Annotated in this window: 16 protein-coding genes; 10 read left to right on the top strand and 6 right to left on the bottom strand. The window is 42.5% G+C overall.

Annotation, left to right across the window (positions count from 1 at the left end):
• On the bottom strand, positions 1-1,391 hold a 1,391-nt coding region (locus tag GX654_19230), incomplete at its 3' end, for a ParB N-terminal domain-containing protein (protein NLD38998.1).
• Positions 1,392-2,056: 665 nt separating this feature from the next.
• Here GX654_19230 and GX654_19235 point away from each other — a divergent pair.
• From GX654_19235 to GX654_19260, 6 genes are all read left to right on the top strand, one after another.
• On the top strand, positions 2,057-2,647 hold the full coding sequence (locus tag GX654_19235) for a ComF family protein (GenBank protein ID NLD38999.1): 591 nt from the start codon (positions 2,057-2,059) through the stop codon (positions 2,645-2,647).
• Positions 2,644-3,192 (top strand): hypothetical protein, encoded by a 549-nt coding sequence (locus tag GX654_19240; GenBank protein ID NLD39000.1) that lies wholly within the window; start codon positions 2,644-2,646, stop codon positions 3,190-3,192. The genes GX654_19235 and GX654_19240 overlap by 4 nt, the downstream gene beginning before the upstream one ends.
• Before the next feature lie 291 nt (positions 3,193-3,483).
• Positions 3,484-4,014, top strand: coding sequence for a nucleotidyltransferase family protein (locus tag GX654_19245; protein ID NLD39001.1), 531 nt, complete (start codon positions 3,484-3,486; stop codon positions 4,012-4,014).
• 168 nt (positions 4,015-4,182) lie between these two features.
• Entirely contained in the window at positions 4,183-5,067 is an 885-nt protein-coding gene (locus GX654_19250; GenBank protein ID NLD39002.1) for a hypothetical protein, read from the top strand.
• Positions 5,068-5,116: 49 nt separating this feature from the next.
• Positions 5,117-7,087 carry a site-specific DNA-methyltransferase gene (locus tag GX654_19255; GenBank protein ID NLD39003.1) on the top strand — a complete coding sequence of 657 codons (1,971 nt, stop codon included), beginning with the start codon at positions 5,117-5,119 and terminating at the stop codon, positions 7,085-7,087.
• On the top strand, positions 7,087-9,666 hold the full coding sequence (locus tag GX654_19260; protein NLD39004.1) for a DEAD/DEAH box helicase family protein: 2,580 nt from the start codon (positions 7,087-7,089) through the stop codon (positions 9,664-9,666). The genes GX654_19255 and GX654_19260 overlap by 1 nt, the downstream gene beginning before the upstream one ends.
• Before the next feature lie 120 nt (positions 9,667-9,786).
• Here GX654_19260 and GX654_19265 read toward each other — a convergent pair whose 3' ends face one another.
• The 5 genes from GX654_19265 to GX654_19285 form a co-directional block, all read right to left on the bottom strand.
• Complete coding sequence (locus GX654_19265; protein NLD39005.1) at positions 9,787-10,020, bottom strand: hypothetical protein; 234 nt, start codon at positions 10,018-10,020, stop codon at positions 9,787-9,789.
• Complete coding sequence (locus GX654_19270) at positions 9,989-10,279, bottom strand: BrnT family toxin (GenBank protein NLD39006.1); 291 nt, start codon at positions 10,277-10,279, stop codon at positions 9,989-9,991. Before GX654_19270 ends, GX654_19265 begins: the two co-directional genes overlap by 32 nt.
• A gap of 365 nt (positions 10,280-10,644) precedes the next feature.
• Positions 10,645-11,604, bottom strand: coding sequence for a radical SAM protein (locus tag GX654_19275; GenBank protein ID NLD39007.1), 960 nt, complete (start codon positions 11,602-11,604; stop codon positions 10,645-10,647).
• Between the two features lie 105 nt (positions 11,605-11,709).
• Positions 11,710-14,901, bottom strand: coding sequence for a UvrD-helicase domain-containing protein (locus GX654_19280; GenBank protein NLD39008.1), 3,192 nt, complete (start codon positions 14,899-14,901; stop codon positions 11,710-11,712).
• Positions 14,902-15,014: 113 nt separating this feature from the next.
• Positions 15,015-15,623, bottom strand: a complete 609-nt coding sequence (locus GX654_19285; protein NLD39009.1) for a formylmethanofuran dehydrogenase — start codon at positions 15,621-15,623, stop codon at positions 15,015-15,017.
• 410 nt (positions 15,624-16,033) lie between these two features.
• Here GX654_19285 and GX654_19290 point away from each other — a divergent pair, with 410 nt between their 5' ends.
• The 4 genes from GX654_19290 to GX654_19305 all read left to right on the top strand — a co-directional run bounded on the left by GX654_19290 (position 16,034) and on the right by GX654_19305 (position 20,482).
• Complete coding sequence (locus tag GX654_19290) at positions 16,034-17,848, top strand: ATP-dependent metallopeptidase FtsH/Yme1/Tma family protein (GenBank protein ID NLD39010.1); 1,815 nt, start codon at positions 16,034-16,036, stop codon at positions 17,846-17,848.
• Between the two features lie 9 nt (positions 17,849-17,857).
• Positions 17,858-18,721: a dihydropteroate synthase gene (gene folP / locus GX654_19295; GenBank protein NLD39011.1), complete on the top strand. Its 864-nt coding sequence runs from the start codon at positions 17,858-17,860 to the stop codon at positions 18,719-18,721.
• Positions 18,722-18,821: 100 nt separating this feature from the next.
• Positions 18,822-19,589 (top strand): type III pantothenate kinase, encoded by a 768-nt coding sequence (locus GX654_19300; protein ID NLD39012.1) that lies wholly within the window; start codon positions 18,822-18,824, stop codon positions 19,587-19,589.
• Positions 19,586-20,482, top strand: a complete 897-nt coding sequence (locus tag GX654_19305; protein NLD39013.1) for an LD-carboxypeptidase — start codon at positions 19,586-19,588, stop codon at positions 20,480-20,482. Before GX654_19300 ends, GX654_19305 begins: the two co-directional genes overlap by 4 nt.
• The last annotated feature ends 1 nt before the right edge of the window (position 20,483 follow it).

Genomic DNA, 20,483 nt, shown 5'->3' on the forward strand with positions numbered 1-20,483 from the left:
ACAACGTACCTGTTCGTAACACCCAGAATCCGCTTTTTCTGCATTGCTGCCACCACATTGGCCTGAAATCTCTCGGATGACATGGGGGCCTGTATGAAATGTGTCATCTCCCATCCGCCATTTTTAAACGCATTCAAATAATCATCTATCATTATTGCATTCTTTCTGATTTCATCCATTGCAGGGGTGCTTTGAAAATCTCTCCAGTCTGCATTTACCATAGCAAACCTTGTTTCTTTTTTACTGTTCTCGCAAGCCAGTTTAAAAAACCTTTCAAGGAAACCAAGATACTGTTCTCTGGAAAGGTTAGATATGCTCTCTTCTTCATACTCTTTTACCTTTTTACTGAAATAAGGCGGGTCAAAGATAATAAGGTCAGGTTTTGTCTTACCGCTAATAGGCCATTTTAAATTTTTGGTATCCCAGAAGTAGGGTTCTATTTCGGGTCTTTCATCTATCCTATCAACCATATCAAAGCTCCAGCATTTCCGGTTGAATGCAAGGCATGTGTCCGCTACCACCCCGCCACCTGCCATGGGGTCAAAGACAAGGTCATTCTCTTTTGAGAAGAAATATAGTATGTGGGCTACAAGCTGGGCAGGGATTCTTCCGGGCCATTCATCACCGAATCTTTTGTCACAGTCGGTAAAATACCAGTTATCCCATGTCCTGATTCCCCACTGTAATTCATGACATTTACCGAGGTCATCTTTGCAGTCTAATCTGATTGCCCAAACCAGAGATTCAGGCCAGCCGTGCTTTTCTGCAACCTGTGAGATGGTGAACCCTTTCTTAATGTCGTTATTTACCCATTTTGGCAATGTTGCCATTTTGGGTAAATAGCGGGAAACAGTCTGCTGAGGTAAATTTAAACGATATGATATCCTTTCCTGTGGAATACCAAGCTTGTTCATCCTGAATATCTTCAGATCAATGTCCATCTGAACAGCAGCCTTTAAATCCGCTATATACAAATCTACTGTTCTTCGTGCCCTGCCTATTGCTTTTCCGATCTCTTCCGGACTCAGTTTCGGATTATTCTGGTATGCCCTTCTTGCAGTATCCTTTGCCTCTTCATCATTAAGCTGTCTTGGGCCAATTGCCTTTTGGGCTGCATAAAGCAGGGGATCTGTTCCATTGAGTTTTATAATCTCAGCTGGAATCTCTTTTTGCCCGATACCCTTATAGGCCTGAAAACGGTGCGCTCCATCCAGTATGCGATATTTACCTGGTAAATCCGGGTGCGCCTGAACTTGAATGGGATCAAACACAAACCCATCCCGCATGTTTTCTTCAAACATGGAGACCCTTTTATGGTCAATACTGCTTCTTGGATAAATGCTGTTATCCAGGATAATGTCTTCAATTTTTACTTTATCTGTTTTCCTCACATCCTCACCCCTTTTTTAGTAATCTGGGAATACCCTTTACAAACATCATGCCAGATACAAAAAATATGTGCCTACGAAAGATATAAGCAAAGGATATCCAGTAATAGAAAGGCTTATAGCTTTTTTAATTTTATTAGAACGATAGTGATAAGTTTTTTCGGAGATCATATTTTTGGGAGAAATGCACAATATCATGTGCATGATACACATTTTAAAGGCATATGCCTTAAAAAATATAAGACTGGTATCTATCACATACAATGATTCCTCGAACCTCAACATGTAATGCCGAAACCTAGAAAATTGGATTACGACTTATCCTATGAAACCAGATATGCTTCTATTTCACATTGGACGGGCTTATTTCCTTCCTCTCGTCATTCTCCAACTTGCTTGTCAGACAATAACTTTTGTGACTGCTGGATCAGAGTATCCATTTTCTTTGATTTTTCACATACCCTCTGCACCATGCTCCTTGCCTTTTCCAGGGTAATTTATTATTGATTATTAAAAACCAACCAGTTATTATTCAGATGCTTCAATAAGTAACTACTTGGTTATATTTTTTTTGGAAATACCGGCCTCAACTTTTTTGATCTCATTCAAAATGGAAAGATGGCCGGAATGGATGTACCTATTGTTTGACAATTCCTTGGAGATCATCGATGGTTAACATTAGACCAATGCAAATTCCCGGTCGATGGCGCGCAGGGTATGCGCTGGATTACCATACACTTAGCAGCACATATCTTGGTGTAGATGAATACGGCCATGCGATATATGACACTAAAAGAAGTGAGATCGGTGAACTGCTATATCGTCTCAAATACCGCTCGGACAAGAGTGTTATTAATGAACTTGTTGAAATCGTTGCAAGATTTGTTAGCGAATGGAATCCGGGTGTGACCATTCTCATTCCTGTTCCACCCTCACGAACGCGAGCTGATCAGCCTGTACAAATAATTGCCGAAAGGCTTGGCATGTCAATAGGCATTCCTGTTGACCTGAATATTATAAAGCGAGTAATTGAAACTCCCGAACTTAAGAATGTGTATAATTATGATGAAAGGATACGCCTCCTTAATGGTTCCTATAAGGTCGATAAATCAGGCATTAAGGAACAGAAGATTCTCTTATTCGATGACTTGTACCGTTCAGGAGCTACAATGAATGCGGTTACCTCAATGCTTTATGATGAAGGAGTCGCAGAAGAGGTATATGCCCTGGCCCTTACTCGAACCAGGAGTAGATCATGACAAAGGTATTTATCGGCGGATCTCGTCGAATATCGCAACTGAACATTGAGGTCAGAAAGCGGATTGATCGGATTATTGAACAAGGGTTCCCCGTGCTTATCGGTGATGCAAACGGTGTGGATAAAACTGTACAGAAGTACCTGCAAAGTTGCAGCTACGAGGCTGTCGAGGTGTTCTGTTCGGGAGGAAAATGTCGTAATAATATAGGCAAGTGGCCGGTTCGAGCTGTAGCCACCAGTCAAACCAGAAGAGATTTCAATTACTATGCCGCAAAGGATGAACAGATGGCCCATGAGGCTTCTGTTGGGCTAATGATCTGGGATGGAAAGAGCGCAGGAACCATTGCGAATGTAGCGCGCCTGTTGCGGCATCAAAAGAATGTAGTAGTTTATGCTGCGCCAGCTAAACGGTTTATCACTTTAAAGGTCGAGGCTGATTTAGAGAACCTTTTATCCGGTTGTGAAAGAGATGTGCAAGAGAAGGTACTCGCAGCCAAGAAAGGCCAGCTATCGGAGGCAGACAGGAGGCAGAGAAGTCTTTTTTAAATGACCACCCAATCCTGTCATACCGCGACCCAAATCGTGGTATCCAGTGCTTTTTGTTTTTGCGTCTAAACCCTATACGCTCTGCGCCATACGCTTTGCCTTTTTCAGAGTAATTTATGATTGATTATTCAAAATCAACCAGCTATTATTCCAATACTTCAATACTAAAATATCTGAATTAATTCAGTATTTATATAAATATCCGACTCATCTTTTTGGATAACATTTAAGAGATTGCAAAAGTCGGTGTATCAATGTTCGTCAAGGGAAATCATTACCGAGGAAAATAACATGACACCAAAACAGTTTTATGATTGGCAAACAGCAGGCGGAACAGACGATGTCATGCGTTTGGTCGACTGCCTGGAGCGGGCAGATCTCGCATGGTGCGCGATTAGCGGTATTGCTGTCAACCATTGGGCTGTGGAAGCCATGGTTACGCAAGATGTTGATCTGGTTGTCGCTTCAGAATCAGTAGATCGTACAATGAAAATTCTCGAGGAAGCCGGATTCAAATCGGAACGATTTGTATGGTCAATTAATTTTAGGGGCCATTCAAAAGTCAGCATTCAGTTGAGTACAGAAGACTTCTACAAAGATTTTCCAAGCCGCGCCGTCCCCGCTGATATACACGGAATTCTTATGCGGGTTGCTTCTCTAGAAGATACATTGAGAGGTAAAATCAAAGCGTGGCGGGATGAAGAAAAAAGGCAAAGCAAGAGACTCAAGGACCTTGGAGATATCGCACGTCTGGTAGAGAGTCACCCTCACCTGTGGGATTTGCTTGAACCGGATTTGAAAGAGATTATTCAGAAACAGTAAATAGTGATGTAAAGAAGGTTGGTTTTTTAGCCCAAAACCCTTTTAATAATTTGCTGAAAAGGTAAACAACCACTTTTGAATAGAAAGCGGCATTATTTGAAAAATAGGAATATTGTTGGGTTGCTTCGCTTAACCCAACCTTCTACATTCTCGGAGTTGTAGCAACTTATGATAGATGAAATATGGGAATGTCAGTTTACTATCCATAGATTGGTTACACCTGAACCTGTTACCAGCGAATCAATAAGCTATTCTTCTCCAGCCCCTCCATTGAGTGAAGATAAAGCCTACACAAGTGGGAAAGTTCGTATATCATCCAGTGAGGCACTTGCAGAAAGCCAGGTAGTAGCACGTATCGAAAGAGAATTAGTTAATGTGTTTGCTTTAACTGAACTTACGAAGGTTTCATTAGAAGTAAGCATACCTAATCTTATCAATAAGGATGAAATCGAAAAAGCCAGACAACCCCGGACTGCATATTCCAACCTGAGGATGTGTCTAGGGTGTATTGGTAAACTCAGGGATTACAATAAGATCCCGGGTTTATGGGATAAGTACCAAAAAATGCAGAAGAAAGGAGATCCTGAACTGATACTTGTAGTTTCGTGGTTTTCAAGAGCAATCAGATCAGAAAGCAACATTGATAAATTCATCAACGCATGGGTCACGTTTAACATGCTATACAGTTGGTTGACAGGTGAAATCAAAAGTATGCCAAAAGGAATAAGAGGCTTGATAGAGAAGGGTGTGCCAGATCGTGAAGAACGAGAGGATTTAGTATCCAAGCAAGCTACAATTATCGAAAAGCTTTCGCAAATAGAATTATTGGATGCAAAAGGAAACATCAATAAAGTAAAAGAGCTCAGAAAAGCACTTGATGAATCCGCATCATCTGATACTATCCTCGAATTGGTGACTATTGTAATAGGTGACATCAGAAATCATCTTTTTCATGGCGGAATCATTGATCGTTCAAAAGAAGTTGCGTTGTGTGCACCTTTCGTTATTGATCTGGTCAGCAGGATAATAAAACACCAGCTAAATAAGATATAGAATAGTGGCGATAATAATTTTATAAAATCAATGGATGCAGGGTATTAAAATGGCAAAGAGTTTTAATGAAAAATTGATTGAACGGCTAAAAACAGATTCCCGGTTTGTGGATGATGAAGGGGAATTGATAAAGGCGGCAGTGATTGATCGGGCTTGGAAGATTGACAGAGAGCTGGTGAAGCTGCTGTTGAGTAAGCCGGAAATCAAGAGCAAGTTTTTTGATGAGATTGAAGGACACTGGATTTTCAACATAAACACCTTTATCGAATATATTTCCGATAAAAATTTTCTTGCCAATTCCTATACCCGTTTCAGAAATAAAATTGGCCTTAATATAGATGGCAAATTCCTGCGGGAACGCGGAGAGGTTTCTCTTGTATGGCCATATAAGGATTGTGTACTAGAAGGCGGACAAACTAAGGAAGAAGAAAAGCGCAAAGAGATATTCTTTAATGAAATACTTGCCCAGGATGAGATTGACCGGCTTTTTGACCCAAAGGTTCTGACCAACTGGAAACGATACACTGTTGATGGAGAGCAAAAGGTCACAGAAATCAAACGGGATGAAAGCGGAACCATCCGAGAAAATCTGATTATTAAGGGAAACAACCTGCTTGCACTATACACGCTTATAAAACAGTTCAGAGGAAAGGTGAAGCTGATTATTATTGATCCGCCATACAACACAGGCAATGATTCTTTCGGGTACAATGATAATTTCAATCATTCAAGCTGGCTAACATTCATGAAGAACCGGCTGGAGGTTGCAAGGGAGTTGCTTTCAAATGATGGCTCAATCTGGATAAATATAGATGATGATGAGGCACATTATCTTAAGGTGCTGTGTGATGAGATTTTTGGAAAGGAAAATTTTGTAGCAAATGTGATTTGGCAAAAGAAGTTCTCTCCTCAGAATGATGCACGTTGGTTTTCTGATATGCATGACCATATTTTGGTTTTTGCCAAACAAAAGGAGCAATTTGTCCTTAATCAAATAGCAAGGTCCGAAGAGTTAAATGGAACATATTCAAACCCTGATGGTGACCCAAGAGGGCCATGGGTATCAAGTGATATGACAGTAAAGTCATATACTCCTGAATATGATTTCCCTATTACAACACCCGCTGGTGTGGAAAAAACCCCGACAAAAGGAAGATGTTGGTTTACATCAAGAGAAAATGTTCAGAAATTAATTGATGATAACCGCATATGGTTTGGGGAAACAGGTAAAAATGTCCCAAGAGTAAAGAAATTTTTGTCTGAAGTAAAAGAGGGTGTTACCCCCACAACAATTTGGCTTCATCAGGAAGTGGGGCATAATCAAGAAGCCAAGCAAGAAATAATTTCATTTGGAGGTGAAAAGTTTTTTAGTACCCCGAAACCTGAACGTCTTCTTCAAAAAATACTTCATATAGGTTCACAACAAAAAGATATTGTAATTGATTTTTGTGCCGGTTCTGCAACCACCGCTGCTGTTGCCCACAAAATGAACCGCCAATGGATTACAGTCGAGCAGATGGATTATATTGATACCGTCGCGATTGAGCGGCTGAAAAAAGTCATAGGTAAAAAAAGTAAACGTGTCGGCAAGATGTTTGAAGAGTTAGAATGTGACCAGGGCGGCATATCTAAAGAGGTCAACTGGCAGGGTGGCGGTGATTTTATCTATTGCGAACTGATGAAATATAACGAGGCTTATATGGACAAGATTCAGGCTGCCAAAACAACAAAAGAACTTGTAGCGCTCTGGAAAGATATTGCGGAAAATTCTTTCCTTAACTGGTATGTAAACCCTGAAATGCCTGAAGAGGCTGTGAATGACTTTATTGAAATAGGCAAATCTGAAGAAGGCCCTTCGACAGGCTCAGGGCAAGGCCTGGAAAAACAGAAAAAGCTGCTGGCTGAACTGCTTAACAAGAATCAACTCTATGTTAATCTCTCGGAGATAGATGACGCAGATTTCAATGTGAGTGATGAAGATAAAAAACTGAATCAGTCATTTTATGGGGAAAGCAGGTAATGGCTGACAAGTTTTTATATGAGGAACTTGATGCTGTCTCTAAAATGGGTTTCCTCAAAAAGGAAATCCCCGATTATCTCAAAGACAACCTGAACCCGGAATTTGAGCTCCGGCCATATCAGGAAGAGGCGTTTGCCCGCTTCTTTCACTGCTTTGACAATGAATTTCCCGGCAAGGAGTGGCCTCTCCATTTCCTGTTCAACATGGCGACCGGGAGCGGCAAGACGCTTATAATGGCCGGGCTTATCCTTTACCTTTATGCAAAGGGCTACCGGAATTTCCTGTTCTTTGTCAACTCCACCAACATCATCGAAAAGACGAAGGATAATTTCTTAAACCCTGTTTCATCCAAATTTCTTTTTTCCGAAAATATCCGGATTGATAACAGCCGGATTACAGTAACTCCGGTTGCCAATTTTGAAGGGGTGAACGAGAACGATATCAATATATGTTTTACGACCATTCAGAAGCTGCATTCTGACCTGACCACTGAAAAGGAAAACAGCCTTACCTATGAAGACTTTAAAAATAAAAAGATAGTCCTTTTATCGGATGAAGCCCACCATATGAATGTAAGAACCAGAGCACAGAAAGACATTGTAGAAGTGAACTGGGAGAACACTGTAGAGCGGATTTTTAATCAGGACGAAGATAACCTGCTTTTGGAGTTTACAGCTACACTGGATTACAGCAATAGCTTTATTAATGACAAATACAGGAGCAAGGTACTTTACCGCTATGACCTGCGACAGTTCCGCAATGATGGTTATTCAAAGGACGTGTATATTATCCAGGCAGATTTTGAGGAGAATGACCGGATCATTCAGGCGCTTATCCTGAACCAGTATAAACAGGAGGTTGCAGCCAAAAACCGGATTAACCTGAAACCTGTGATCCTGTTCAAGGCACAGAAAACCATTGCGCAGTCGCTGGAGAACAAGGCTAATTTCCACAGCCTGATAGAAAAGCTATCTGAAAAGGATATTAAACGTATAAGGGAAAAATCGGATATTCCTCTGGTAAAAAAGGCGTTTCGATTTTTTAATGAATATAAAATTACAGACAACCAGCTTACTGAAAGGTTAAGAAAAGAGTTTGATAAAAGCCGATGCATTTCAGTGAATGAGGAAACCGAAAAGGAAAATCAGCAGATTCTATTAAATTCACTTGAGGACAGGGATAACCGGATAAGGGCCATATTTGCGGTTCAAAAACTTAATGAAGGTTGGGACGTATTAAACCTCTTTGATATTGTCAGGTGTTATACTGCAAGAGATTCAAAGGGAAACATGCCCGGTAAAACCACCATTGCCGAGGCCCAGCTTATAGGGCGCGGCGCCAGGTATTTTCCTTTTGTTTCAGGGGAGAGCAACAGCCGGTATCAACGTAAATATGACAAAAACCTTGAACACGAAATGAGGGTGCTTGAAGAGCTTCACTATCACAGTGTAAGCGATTCGCGCTATATTTCAGAACTTAGAACAGCCTTGATCGAGGAAGGCATGATGGACGAAAGGGAGATAGTTAAATCCCTGGAATTGAAAGAGGGTTTCAAACAGACCGATTTTTATAAAAACGGCCTCATCTATCTTAATGAACGCATCGGAAACGATTATGTAAATATACGCTCGTTAAATGATATGGGCATTAAAAAGAAAAACTTTGAATACACACTTGCAAGCGGCAGGGGTTTGACAGATGCCCTTCTTACAGGAAATGGCAATTCCAAAAAGGTTGCTGAGACAGGCAGGCAGGATCTAAAGGTAAAAAATATGCCGAAACATGTTGTTAGAAATGCCATTGCGAGGAACCGGTTTTTTACTTTTAATAATATAAAAAAATATTTTCCGCATGTTTTATCCATGCAGCAGTTTATAGACTCGAATGATTACCTGGGAGGGCTGGAAATTACGTTTCAGGGCCTTTCACAGGATTTATTCAGCCTGTCAAACCGGGCGCAGCTTGATGGGTTAACAGGGTTGCTTGAGCAAATTGAGGCTGAACTGAAAAAGAATGCAACCGATTACATAGGCACAGAAGAGTTTAAGGTAAGCCAGGTTTCTGCTGTTTTTACAAATACGACACTCAAGCTGTCCGAAGGAAGCGAACGCGCAGATGGCGATGAACAGTTTGTAATGGATAAGGATTGGTATGTGTTCAATGCCAACTATGGCACCAGCGAAGAAAAAGCATTTGTCAGGATGCTTGAAAGGCAGATGGTTGCACTTAAAGAGAAGTATGATGGGATATACCTTTTGAGGAATGAAAGGCATTTCAAGATATACAGCTTTTCTGATGGACAGGCCTTTGAGCCGGATTTTGTGCTTTTTTTGCGTGAGAAAAATGGTAACCTCCTGACCTACCAGATATTTATCGAGCCTAAAGGAAAACACCTTAAAGAGCATGATAAATGGAAGCAGGATTTTCTTAAGGAGATTACAGAAAAATTTAAAGATAAGACCCTTGAATTTAAAACACAAAGCAAGACACAAAGGTACAGACTTGTTGGTGTTCCTTTCTATAACAATGAAGATGAGAACAGGTTCAGACAAAGCCTTTTTGATGTTGTTGTAACTTAACGCAATTTAAAAGGTCAAGACTGCGTGTGAAAACGCTGGCTTAAAAGCGCAGGACCATTTTGCCGATGTCGGGAAAATGGTTGACATTGACAGTTATGCAAAACCGGGTTCATCTGCCGTTCATAAATTTCTTCCCTCAGGGATCTGTCTTAACTGAATCACAAGCCTTAATGCCTCATTAACCGCTTCTTCAGTGGGAAATGCCTTTGCAATCTCGGGTTCTAATAAAACAAGGTTTGTCCCTTTCTGATAACGCTTAAAATACTTACCTTTTACACCCTCCTTTAAAAGTGTAGAAAGATCATATTCTGTACGAAGTTCATCAACGGTTTCGTCTTTTGATTTCTTTTTCATACTCTATACGCTCCTTTCGGGTGAGTTCCCGTGCGCTTATGATGCGTGTGTTTTCGCCTCTATCCATATGTGCAACTATTAAAAACCGACCCGAGGAAGAAATCCCGATAGTTAGATATCTGTCTTCCTGCTCCGAATGGTCTGGATCATATATACTTATATGTAATTCACTATTAAAAATAGTTACAGCTTCACTGAAAGCAACATGATGCTTTTTAAGATTCTTTTTTGCTTTATCAATATCCCATTCAAAGTTGATCATGTATTGTCTGTATTTACATTGTTTTCATTATCAATCACAGTCGAAAAGATATTCATAAAATGTTACATTTTAATTAAAAGAATCGAATTAAATATATTATCTTTAACAAAATGGAAAAATACAAGCCTTTAATTTTTAAGGAGTAGATGAAAATACTATTTTAATGCAAATTGGCTATTGTTCTCTATATCTATTGTCCCATCCAAAGAATAGTGCTGCTATCCGCAACCTGTTTCAAAAACGAAAAAACGAGGAATAAAAATGGGTAATAATATAAGAGTAAGGGTTGCCCCTACAGGTGCTCTGTAAATCTCTGGGGAATAAGCCTCTAAACCTGGCACCAAGAACAAATATAGAATGTATTACCTGCCCCTATTTCCTTTAAAAGGTGATTCATCATTAAAGTCAGGTAAAAATTCCGATTGTTCTTCTGGCATGCTGTTATACCCTGACGGGAACTGTACAAACATATTCTTGAATCCCAGTTCAAGGGCATGGGAGTAGACTGCATCAAACTCATCAACAGAGAGAAACCGGTTCATATCAGGGTCATCATGCCTTAATACAGGGTGATACTGTGACATAAGACTGAGGGGCAGTGACTGCCCGAATTCCAGGAATAGCGAATCAAGTGCATGTATGGAATTTTCTATCTTCCCAGGGAGTATCAGGTGCCTCACCAGCACACCCTTTGAGGCAACATCATTATTTTCCGATGACGAATCAAGAAAACCCTTCTGCCTTATCATCTCTGCTATTGCATCAAGGGCCGTTTGAGGATAGTCGATACATCTGGAATTTCTTTTGGCAATCTCCGGGACTGAATATTTATAATCAGGCATATAGATATCTGCAAACTCTTCTGCCAATTTTAATAGCGCGATTGATTGATACCCTGACGTGTTATACAGGATCGGCAGGTTGTACCTATTCTCCCTTAATTGCTCAACAAGCCTGAATGTATATGGGAAAAAATGGTCAGGTGTAACAAAATTGATATTATGCACCCTGCACTCATCTATCATCGCCTTTGTCTTTATGTAGAATTCTTCCTGCGTCATTATATCTCCTGAACCATCAAGGGATATCTGGTGGTTCTGACAGAATGTGCACCTCAGGGAACACCCGCTGAAAAAAATGGTGCCTGAACCAAGGGTTCCTGATATGGGTGGCTCCTCACCAAAGTGAGGGCCGATATGGGCCACACGGAGTTGACTATTTTGTCTGCAGAATGTTTTTTTTTCAGAACCGGGTAAGGTTCGATCTCTCCCGCATTTTCTGGGACACAATTCGCATTTTTTAAAAAGGTATGTGTAATCCATCGTTTTAAAAACCTGGATTCCCCGATCAAGTCGGGGAATGACGACTATTTTTTTCTTTTCACTCGAACCCTGATCATCAATAAGTCAGTTTAAAGATGATCAATTTCAAAACAATGACAACTGCCTTTCCTGTTTTTTAGGTTTAAATTTCCCCCGTTCAAGGGGCTTTATATTCTTTGCTGGGATCAAATCAATAAATGGTGACCGCTCCATACAGACAAACCTGTTATTAATCTTTCTCATCTTCGTATGAGATAGTATGAGCCTGTTTTTTGCCCTTGTGATACCAACATAAAAGAGCCTCTTCTCCTCTTCTTCATTACAATCGCCATATATCTTGAGCGGAATGATCTGCTCCTCACACCCTGTTATAAACACCACAGGCCATTCGAGCCCCTTTGCAGCATGGATGGTCATGACAGCCACCCTGTCACCCCTGATAGCGCTGTTGTCTATGCCCCTTTCAAGTAAGAGCATATCTGCTGCAAGAGCCCCGGATATCCCTGATACCGCCTCCCTTAATCTTTCTACACCCCTTTTCACCTCTTCTGTTGAAAGGTCAAGGTTATGGATAGAAACAGCCTCATCTATTAACCCGGAAACGCCATTTTCTTTTGATAATGTCTCTTTTGAACTGTCCGGCGTGAGGTTATACTCCCTGACCTTACAGAGGTATCTCTCCCTGTAAAAGAGGTTATCAGGCGAGACCCTTGACCTGATGTATGCCATGATTACATCAACTGGGAATAGCTCTGTAAATGGCCTTTCACCCGATCTGACAAACGGGATGCCTGCCCTTGATAATGCCTCTGCGATAGCATCACCCTGTGAATTGACCCGGTATAGCACTGCTATGTCACCAAAACTTAACTCCTCATCCCCTGTCTCATGGGACTCTACCCTGCCGCTATCCAGTGAAAACAGGCTTGTGCCGCCAAGCAGCTTTTCAATTCTCTCCACCACCATCTCCGCCTCTTCATTAGCGGTGCTGCATTCAGCTATGCGGATATGATCTCCCTTTCCCCTTGCACCGATAAGCGGCACCTCCTTATCCAGAATGTGTGAGGCCGCCTCAAGTATTGTTTCCTTAGACCTGTAATTTTTTGTGAGCGTTATCTCACGGGGGTTTGGGAAATCAGCAGTAAACCTGTGAAAGTTATTGATATCAGCACCCCTGAAACCATATATGGACTGGTCAGGGTCTCCTATTGCACATATAAGGTTCAGGCCATCCCAAACAATCTGCCTCAGTATAAGAGACTGTAACAGGTTTGTGTCCTGGTATTCATCAACAAAGATACGCTTATACCTGCCTGCATATTTCATGCATGTTTCAGGATGCAGCCTGAAGAGCCTCAGGGTCTCTGCCTCTAGGTCATCAAAATCGAGCATGTTATAGAATTTGAGTTTTTCCCTGTATTTATCAAACAGGGGGATGATATCCAAAAACGCGGGGTCAGGCGTTTTACCTGTGGCGTGTAAAAATTTAAGTTCTGAAACCGTCTTTTTAAATTTTTTGAGAATCTCCCTGCCAGTACCAGTCTCTTTAGCTGCCTCATCAGCTAACAGCGCAGAGTCTGACTCTGTACAAATAGAAAAACCGGGGATGATACCTACAGAGCTTCCATCCTCCCTTAACACATTCAAACAAAAACCATGGAAGGTGGTGATGCTCATACCCCTTTTTATCATGCCAGGCATAAGCTCATCCACCCTCTCCTTCATCTCTGATGCTGCCTTATTTGTAAAGGTGAGGGCAAGCACCTGTGATGGATCAATATTACTCTGTTCTGTCTCTTTAACTATTTTATGGGTAATGGTTAATGTTTTACCGGTTCCTGGCCCTGCATTTATTATGAGATGGGTGCCAGTATGTAATACAGCCTCCTGCTGAACCTCATTTAGCGGGTAAAGCAGGGGATCATCGCACCTTTTTAGCTCCTCCTGTTTCAGCCCTTTTTTTTTTGCCTTCAGCCCTTTTAAAACTGCCTGTTTCTGTCTATTTTCACTCTCTGTGCCGGTAACCGCAAAGAGCCTCTTCTGCCCCATGAGTTCGAGCTTTTCAGAATCCTTGAACAGTCGGATTACACCATATTCGCCGTCATACCCTTCATGCCTTATCACCTCTCCATTACGCATCCGGGAAATGGCCCTTGCAAGAAGAACCCCTCCCGCCGCTTCAATATCCTCTATACCCCGGTTGAGCAGGATATCAAGCTCAGGGCCGAGGTCATTAAGAAGCTTTTCATAGGCAGTTACAACTGTTTTAGTATCAGGGCCGCTATCCAGTATCTCCGACAATATTTCATTAAGGGGTATAAGGCTGTAAAAAGGTTTTGTGAGCAAGGGTGTTTCACGGTCTGCCAGTTCGTTAACACGATGGAAGACACCCACTGTAACAGGTTTACCACATACAGGGCAGATCCCATTGTTTTTGATTGTATCATGGGGGAGAAGCATCACATTGCACTTCCTGTGGCCATCCATATGATACTTTCCCTCTTCAGGGTAAAACTCTATTGTGCCTTCAAACCCATTTTTTTCCTTCATGGCCTTTATCATGCTGTCATAGTCGAGGTTTGAGTTAAAGAGATTTGCCTCTCTTCCAAGCTTTGAAGGTGAATGGGCATCTGAATTGGAGACAAGGGTATATTTATCAAGCACAGATAAAAGCCGGTTCATGGGTGGGTCAGATGATAGCCCTGTCTCTAGGGCATGTATATGGGGCGTTAAATCTTCAAAACACTCCTCTATGGCATCAAACCCTGATTTTGAGCCGAACAGAGAAAACCATGGTGTCCATATGTGTGCAGGTATAAAAAAACCCCTGTCACTTGCCTCAAGCATCATCGTCAGGAGTATCTTTGAGTCAAGCCCCAGGATTGGCCTGCCGTCAGACCTGATATTTCCTACTTGTTCAAGGGCACTGTTGAATTTTTCAACCGACGCAAAATCAGGCATGAGGATGAGGTGATGTATCTTTCTGGTCTTGCCATCCTTTTTATATATTGTGCTTATCTCACCAGAGAGGATAAACAGGGGTTCTGAAGAACAGGAGGAAGGCACCTGGCCCTCTATCTGTTTTGAACAGGCGGGTTTGAGCCTGTAAAGTCCAGAGTCAACCTCCTCAAGCTTTTCCTTAAGCTCCTTCACCCACTCAGGGTGTGTAAAATCACCAGTGCCAATAACCCTTATCCCCTTTTTCTGCCCCCATAAAGAAAGGGATTCAGGGGTAAGTGCGCTTGAGGTGGCGCGGGAAAACCGGGAATGTATGTGAAGATCAGCTATAAATTTCATGGGGGAGATAATTATTTATATGGAGAATCATGTCAAGAAAGATAATGATCAGTTAATAACTAACCGACGCAAGGCTCAAGGCACAGGGAAAAGCTTTTACCTTGCGCCCTTCTTCATACCTCATCAATATTTATATCCACCGGATCCGTAAAATATGCACCTGAAGAGCATGGCCTGCAATATGGCTTGCCCTCTTTCATGATCTCTTTACCATCACGAACCACCTGGCCGCACTTTACACAGACCGCCTTCTTTTTTGTCGGTCCGGGCATTTCATTGTCCATGCATGGTATCCTTACCTTCTGCACCCTGAAGAGAACCTTGTCAGGCATGCGTTTATATGCGGCAATCTGTTGGGGAACCTTCTTGTCTATCTCAGGGGCATACTCGGAGGTGAGATTACGGCTCTCTTCGGTTGATATTATCCTGTATGCCTCATTTGTCTCAAGGTTTAAAAAGGTGGCTGCCATGATCCCGTAATCGGTAAATTTCAGGGAGCGCCTCCCAAGCTTTACACCTGTTACATAGGCAACCGCATCGGCGGTACACCTGTCCATCTCAACAAAAACGATCAGTTTTTTAAGCTGGTCAATCCTCTGGGGGTTATCCAACCCTATAAGCCTGCAACCGAGCATTGCCATACGCACCCCTACAACCTGACCGGGGCAGAGGTGCCCATGCGCCTTTGCAGAGCCTTCAAGTAAAGTTTCAAATGTTTCCAATTTTAATTCCTGCTCTCATTATTATGTTACAGTTAACATATGAAATAATATCCGGTCAATTAAATTCTTTATATCAAAAAGAAAATAAGCACAAGAAAGATTGTTAAACAGGTTGTAAGTGTATAAAAAGTGCATAATTTTACACAAAACAATCAGCCGGGCATATTAAATTTACAAACTGAAAATATAGTGATATAAAAACCGTGCTGAAAGAGATAAGAAGGCTGATAAGAGTAACGCACGGAGATTATCAGGGTTATTGAGCCATTTATATTTTAAATTGATTAAGTTTTTACTGCATATAATCTGTTTCTATACTCTGCAATAATGACTTCAAGATGAGATATAACCAGAGCGACTATGCATATTCCCGGCCTTACACCCCAAAAAAAGCAACAGGAGGTTTACAATTGAACCAGATATATAAAAATCTTGCACTCTGGCTGGTAATTTTTCTCATGATCTTCATGATGTTCCAGATGTTAAAGAAACAGAGTACGGCCAGCAGGATAGTGCCCTACAGTGAGTTTATCGGCATGGTCGAAAATGGCAACATTGAGAGTGTGGAGATAAAAGGCAACAATATAACAGGCACATTTTCACAAGGCACATTCAGCACATATAATCCGAATGACCCTGAACTTATAAGGCTTTTAATGGATAAGGGGGTAAAGGTAACTGCAAAACCGCCCGAAGACTCTCCCTGGTTTCAGATTATCCTGTCATGGGCGCCAATGCTCCTCCTGATAGGCGTATGGATATTCTTCATGAGACAAATGCAGTCTGGTGGAGGCAAGGCCCTTTCTTTTGGAAAAAGCCGGGCCAGGCTCATGAACGATTCACAGGAAAAGGTAACCTTTGAGGATGTTGCCGGCATAGATGAGGCAAAGGAAGAGCTCCAGGAGATTATAGAATTCTTAAGGGAACCCAAAAAATTCACAAGACTTGGCGGGAGGATACCTAAAGGCGTTCTGCTTGTTGGCTCCCCCGGTACCGGGAAGACCCTGCTCGCGCGTGCTATAGCAGGTGAAGCAGGCGTGCCCTTCTTCAGCATTAGCGGTTCTGATTTTGTCGAGATGTTTGTAGGCGTGGGTGCTTCAAGGGTGAGAGACCTCTTTATGCAGGGTAAAAAGAATGCCCCCTGCATTATCTTTATAGATGAAATAGATGCGGTTGGCCGTCACAGGGGCGCAGGCCTCGGGGGCGGGCATGATGAAAGGGAACAGACCCTTAACCAGCTGCTTGTTGAGATGGATGGTTTTGAATCAAATGAAGGTGTTATCCTTATCTCTGCAACCAATAGACCTGATGTGCTTGATCCGGCGCTGTTAAGGCCCGGCAGGTTTGACCGTCAGGTGGTAGTTCCCCCGCCTGATATCAGGGGCCGTGAGGGTATACTCAAGGTGCATACCAAAAAAACAATACTGGCAGACAATGTTGATATCAAGGTGCTTGCAAGGGGTACACCAGGCTTCACAGGGGCAGATATTGAAAATATGGTAAATGAAGCGGCCCTCATGGGAGCAAGGCGAGGCAAAGACAAAGTTGAAATGGTGGACTTTGAAAACGCCAAGGACAAGGTGCTCATGGGCACAGAACGAAGGAGCATGATCATAAGCGATGAGGAGAAGAAGATCATAGCCTATCATGAGGCGGGCCACACACTTGTTGGCAAACTCCTTCCAAATACCGACCCAGTCCATAAGGTATCCATCATACCCCATGGAAGGGCACTCGGTGTAACACAGCACCTGCCTGTTGATGAAAAGCATCTCCAGCCAAAGGATTATCTGATTAATTTCATAAAAAGTCTTATGGGTGGCCGTATTGCAGAGGAGCTTGTGCTCAAAATGAAAACGACCGGTGCCAGTAATGATATAGAACGGGCAACCGATATAGCCAGAAAGATAGTGTGTGAATATGGAATGAGTGACAGCCTTGGGCCTCTCACCTATGGCAAAAAGGAAGAGCAGATATTCCTGGGCAGGGAGATATCCCAGCACAGGGATTACAGTGAACTTACAGCACAGCGGATTGACCAGGAGGTTAAGGATATTGTAATGGAGGCATACAGTAACACTACTAAGCTTATCCAGGACAATATAGAGGTACTCCATAAAATCGCCACTGCCCTTCTTGAAAAAGAGACTCTTGACTCAAAGGACATCGATGAGATCATGGGTATTGAACCTGAAAACTTTCAATTTGAGGCTGAAAAGCAATAGTTGGGCCATATAACAAGAAATGAGTTCTGCCTGAGCTGGGGAAAACACTCCCTTGAGCTGGGCAGAAAGAGCCTGATAATGGGGGTGCTTAATGTTACTCCTGACTCCTTTTCAGATGGGGGCCATTATTTTTTAAGGGAACAGGCCATTAAGCAGGCGCTTGACCTGGTAGCAGACGGCGCAGATATAATTGATATTGGAGGGGAGTCAACAAGACCATACGCTGAAAAGGTCACCCTGGAACAGGAACTTGAAAGGGTTATACCGGTTATTGAAGAGTTGAGCAGGATAATAAACATACCCATAAGCATAGATACCTACAAGGCAAAGGTGGCAGAATCGGCTGTCAGGGCAGGGGCCTCAATAATAAATGACATAAGCGCACTGAGGTTTGACCCGGAAATGGCCCCTGTGGTTAAAGAGGCAGGGGTGCCCGTGATACTCATGCACATGAAGGGGACACCCGGTAATATGCAGGATAACCCTCTGTATAATGACCTGATGGGTGAAATCACCTCATTTTTTAATGAGGCTGTAGATCATGCTGTTAAAACAGGGATCGAAAAAGAGATGATCATCCTTGACCCGGGTATAGGTTTTGGAAAGAGTTTTGACCACAACCTTATGGTTATAAGGGAGTTAAAGAAGCTTGCAGATATTGGATTACCCCTGCTCTTAGGTTCATCCAGAAAGGCATTCATAGGGAAAATACTTGATAAAACCCCTGTAGAGAGGGATACAGGAACAATGGCTACAGTGGCAGCCGGTATTCTTAACGGAGCCCATATTGTGAGGGTGCATAATGTAAAAATGGCAAAAGAAACGGTAAAGATTATTGATGCTATAATGGCTGGAAACACTGTTTCCGCCTGATCTTTGATTGAAACCCTTGGGCCATGCGCCCTGAGCCTTGAGCCCGTATCATGATAAATCAGATAATGAATTAACATTTATTAGTGAGTGAAATATTCCCATGCTTCTTTGCATTGATGTAGGAAATACCAATATTGTGATGGGGGTTTTTGATCAGGATAGTATGATCGGGCAGTGGCGCGTCAGGACAGAAAAGGACGCTACATCTGATGAACTGGGTATCCTGATATGCAGCCTTTTTAAGACCTCAAACATAAAAATGGATCGGGTGAGTGGTATAATTATCGCCTCTGTTGTTCCACCCCTTATACTTACACTGGAAGGGCTCTCTAAAAAATATTTCAATATCAAACCTGTGGTAGTAGGGCACGGGCTTAAGACCGGCATGCCCATAAGATATGACAATCCCAAAGAGGTTGGCGCAGACAGGATAGTAAATTCTGTTTCCGCATATGAAAAATACAGATGCGGACTCATAATTGTAGACTTCGGCACAGCAACCACATTTGACTGTATAACAGCAGAGGGTGAATGGATTGGCGGAGCTATATCCCCCGGCCTTATTGTATCCGGTGAGGCGCTCTTTTCCAGGACATCAAGGCTCCCGCGGATAGAGACCTATTCTGCCCCAAAAAATGTGATTGCAAAGAACACTATAAGCGCCATGAATGTGGGGATCATATATGGATATGCGGGCCTTGTTGACGGGCTTGTCACCCGTCTTAAAAAAGAGATGGGTCATGAGGTAAAGGTTATTGCCACAGGCGGTGTTGCCCCTCTTATTGCAAAGGAGTCTGCAACAATTGATCTTATTGATGAAAATCTCACGCTTGAGGGGCTGAAACTCCTCTATGAGAGAAACTCTTGACCCCTTTACTTAGAAATCTTAAAAAGGGCGATGCAATCGGGATAATCGCACCGGCAAGCCCTGTTACCGATGATGAGATTTCTCCTGCTGTCCGGATATTAGAAGAGGCGGGATACAGGGTAATCAAAGGGAGCCACCTGTATGATAAAAATGGTTACCTTGCAGGAACAGACCAGGACCGGTTAACTGACCTGCATGATATGTTCCTTGACAGTGATGTAAAGGCTGTTCTGTGTGCCCGTGGCGGTTATGGAACCACCAGACTTCTTAACAATATAGATTTTGATATCATCAGGAAGTATCCAAAACCGGTTGCAGGTTACAGTGATATAACCGCCCTTATCTTGTCCATATATAAGATGACCGGTATGATTGTATGGCATGGCCCCATGTTAAGAGGTATTACAGGGAGTAAAAGGTATCTCAAGACGCTTTTAAAGCAGATGTCTGCAGATGGGGGTATGGATATCAGGCTTTCGAAAGACAATGTACTCAAGGAAGGTAAGGCAAGGGGCATACTGCTGGGGGGAAACCTTAGCATGGTCTGTGCCCTGATCGGTACGCCCTATATTCCCTCCTTTGAAGGTTCAATCTTTTTTATTGAAGAGAGGGGTGAACCCCTGTACAGGATCGACAGGATGCTTACACAGTTGAGTCTTTCAGGGTTACTCAGGGGGGTAAAGGGAATAATTTCCGGAAATTTTCAGGACTGCGGGGAGCCAGACAGTATAGACACCCTTTTACTGGAGACCTTTTCATACGAAATCCCTGTTTACAGGGGATTTCCAGCAGGGCACGGCAGTAAAAACCGACCTCTTCCAATGGGTGCAGAGGCAGAGATAGATACAGAATCTCTTCTTTTCAGGGTTGATGCATTTATGGATAAGGGGTAAA

It is taken from the genome of Desulfatiglans sp., assembly GCA_012513605.1.
Classification (GTDB): Bacteria; Desulfobacterota; DSM-4660; order Desulfatiglandales; family HGW-15; genus JAAZBV01.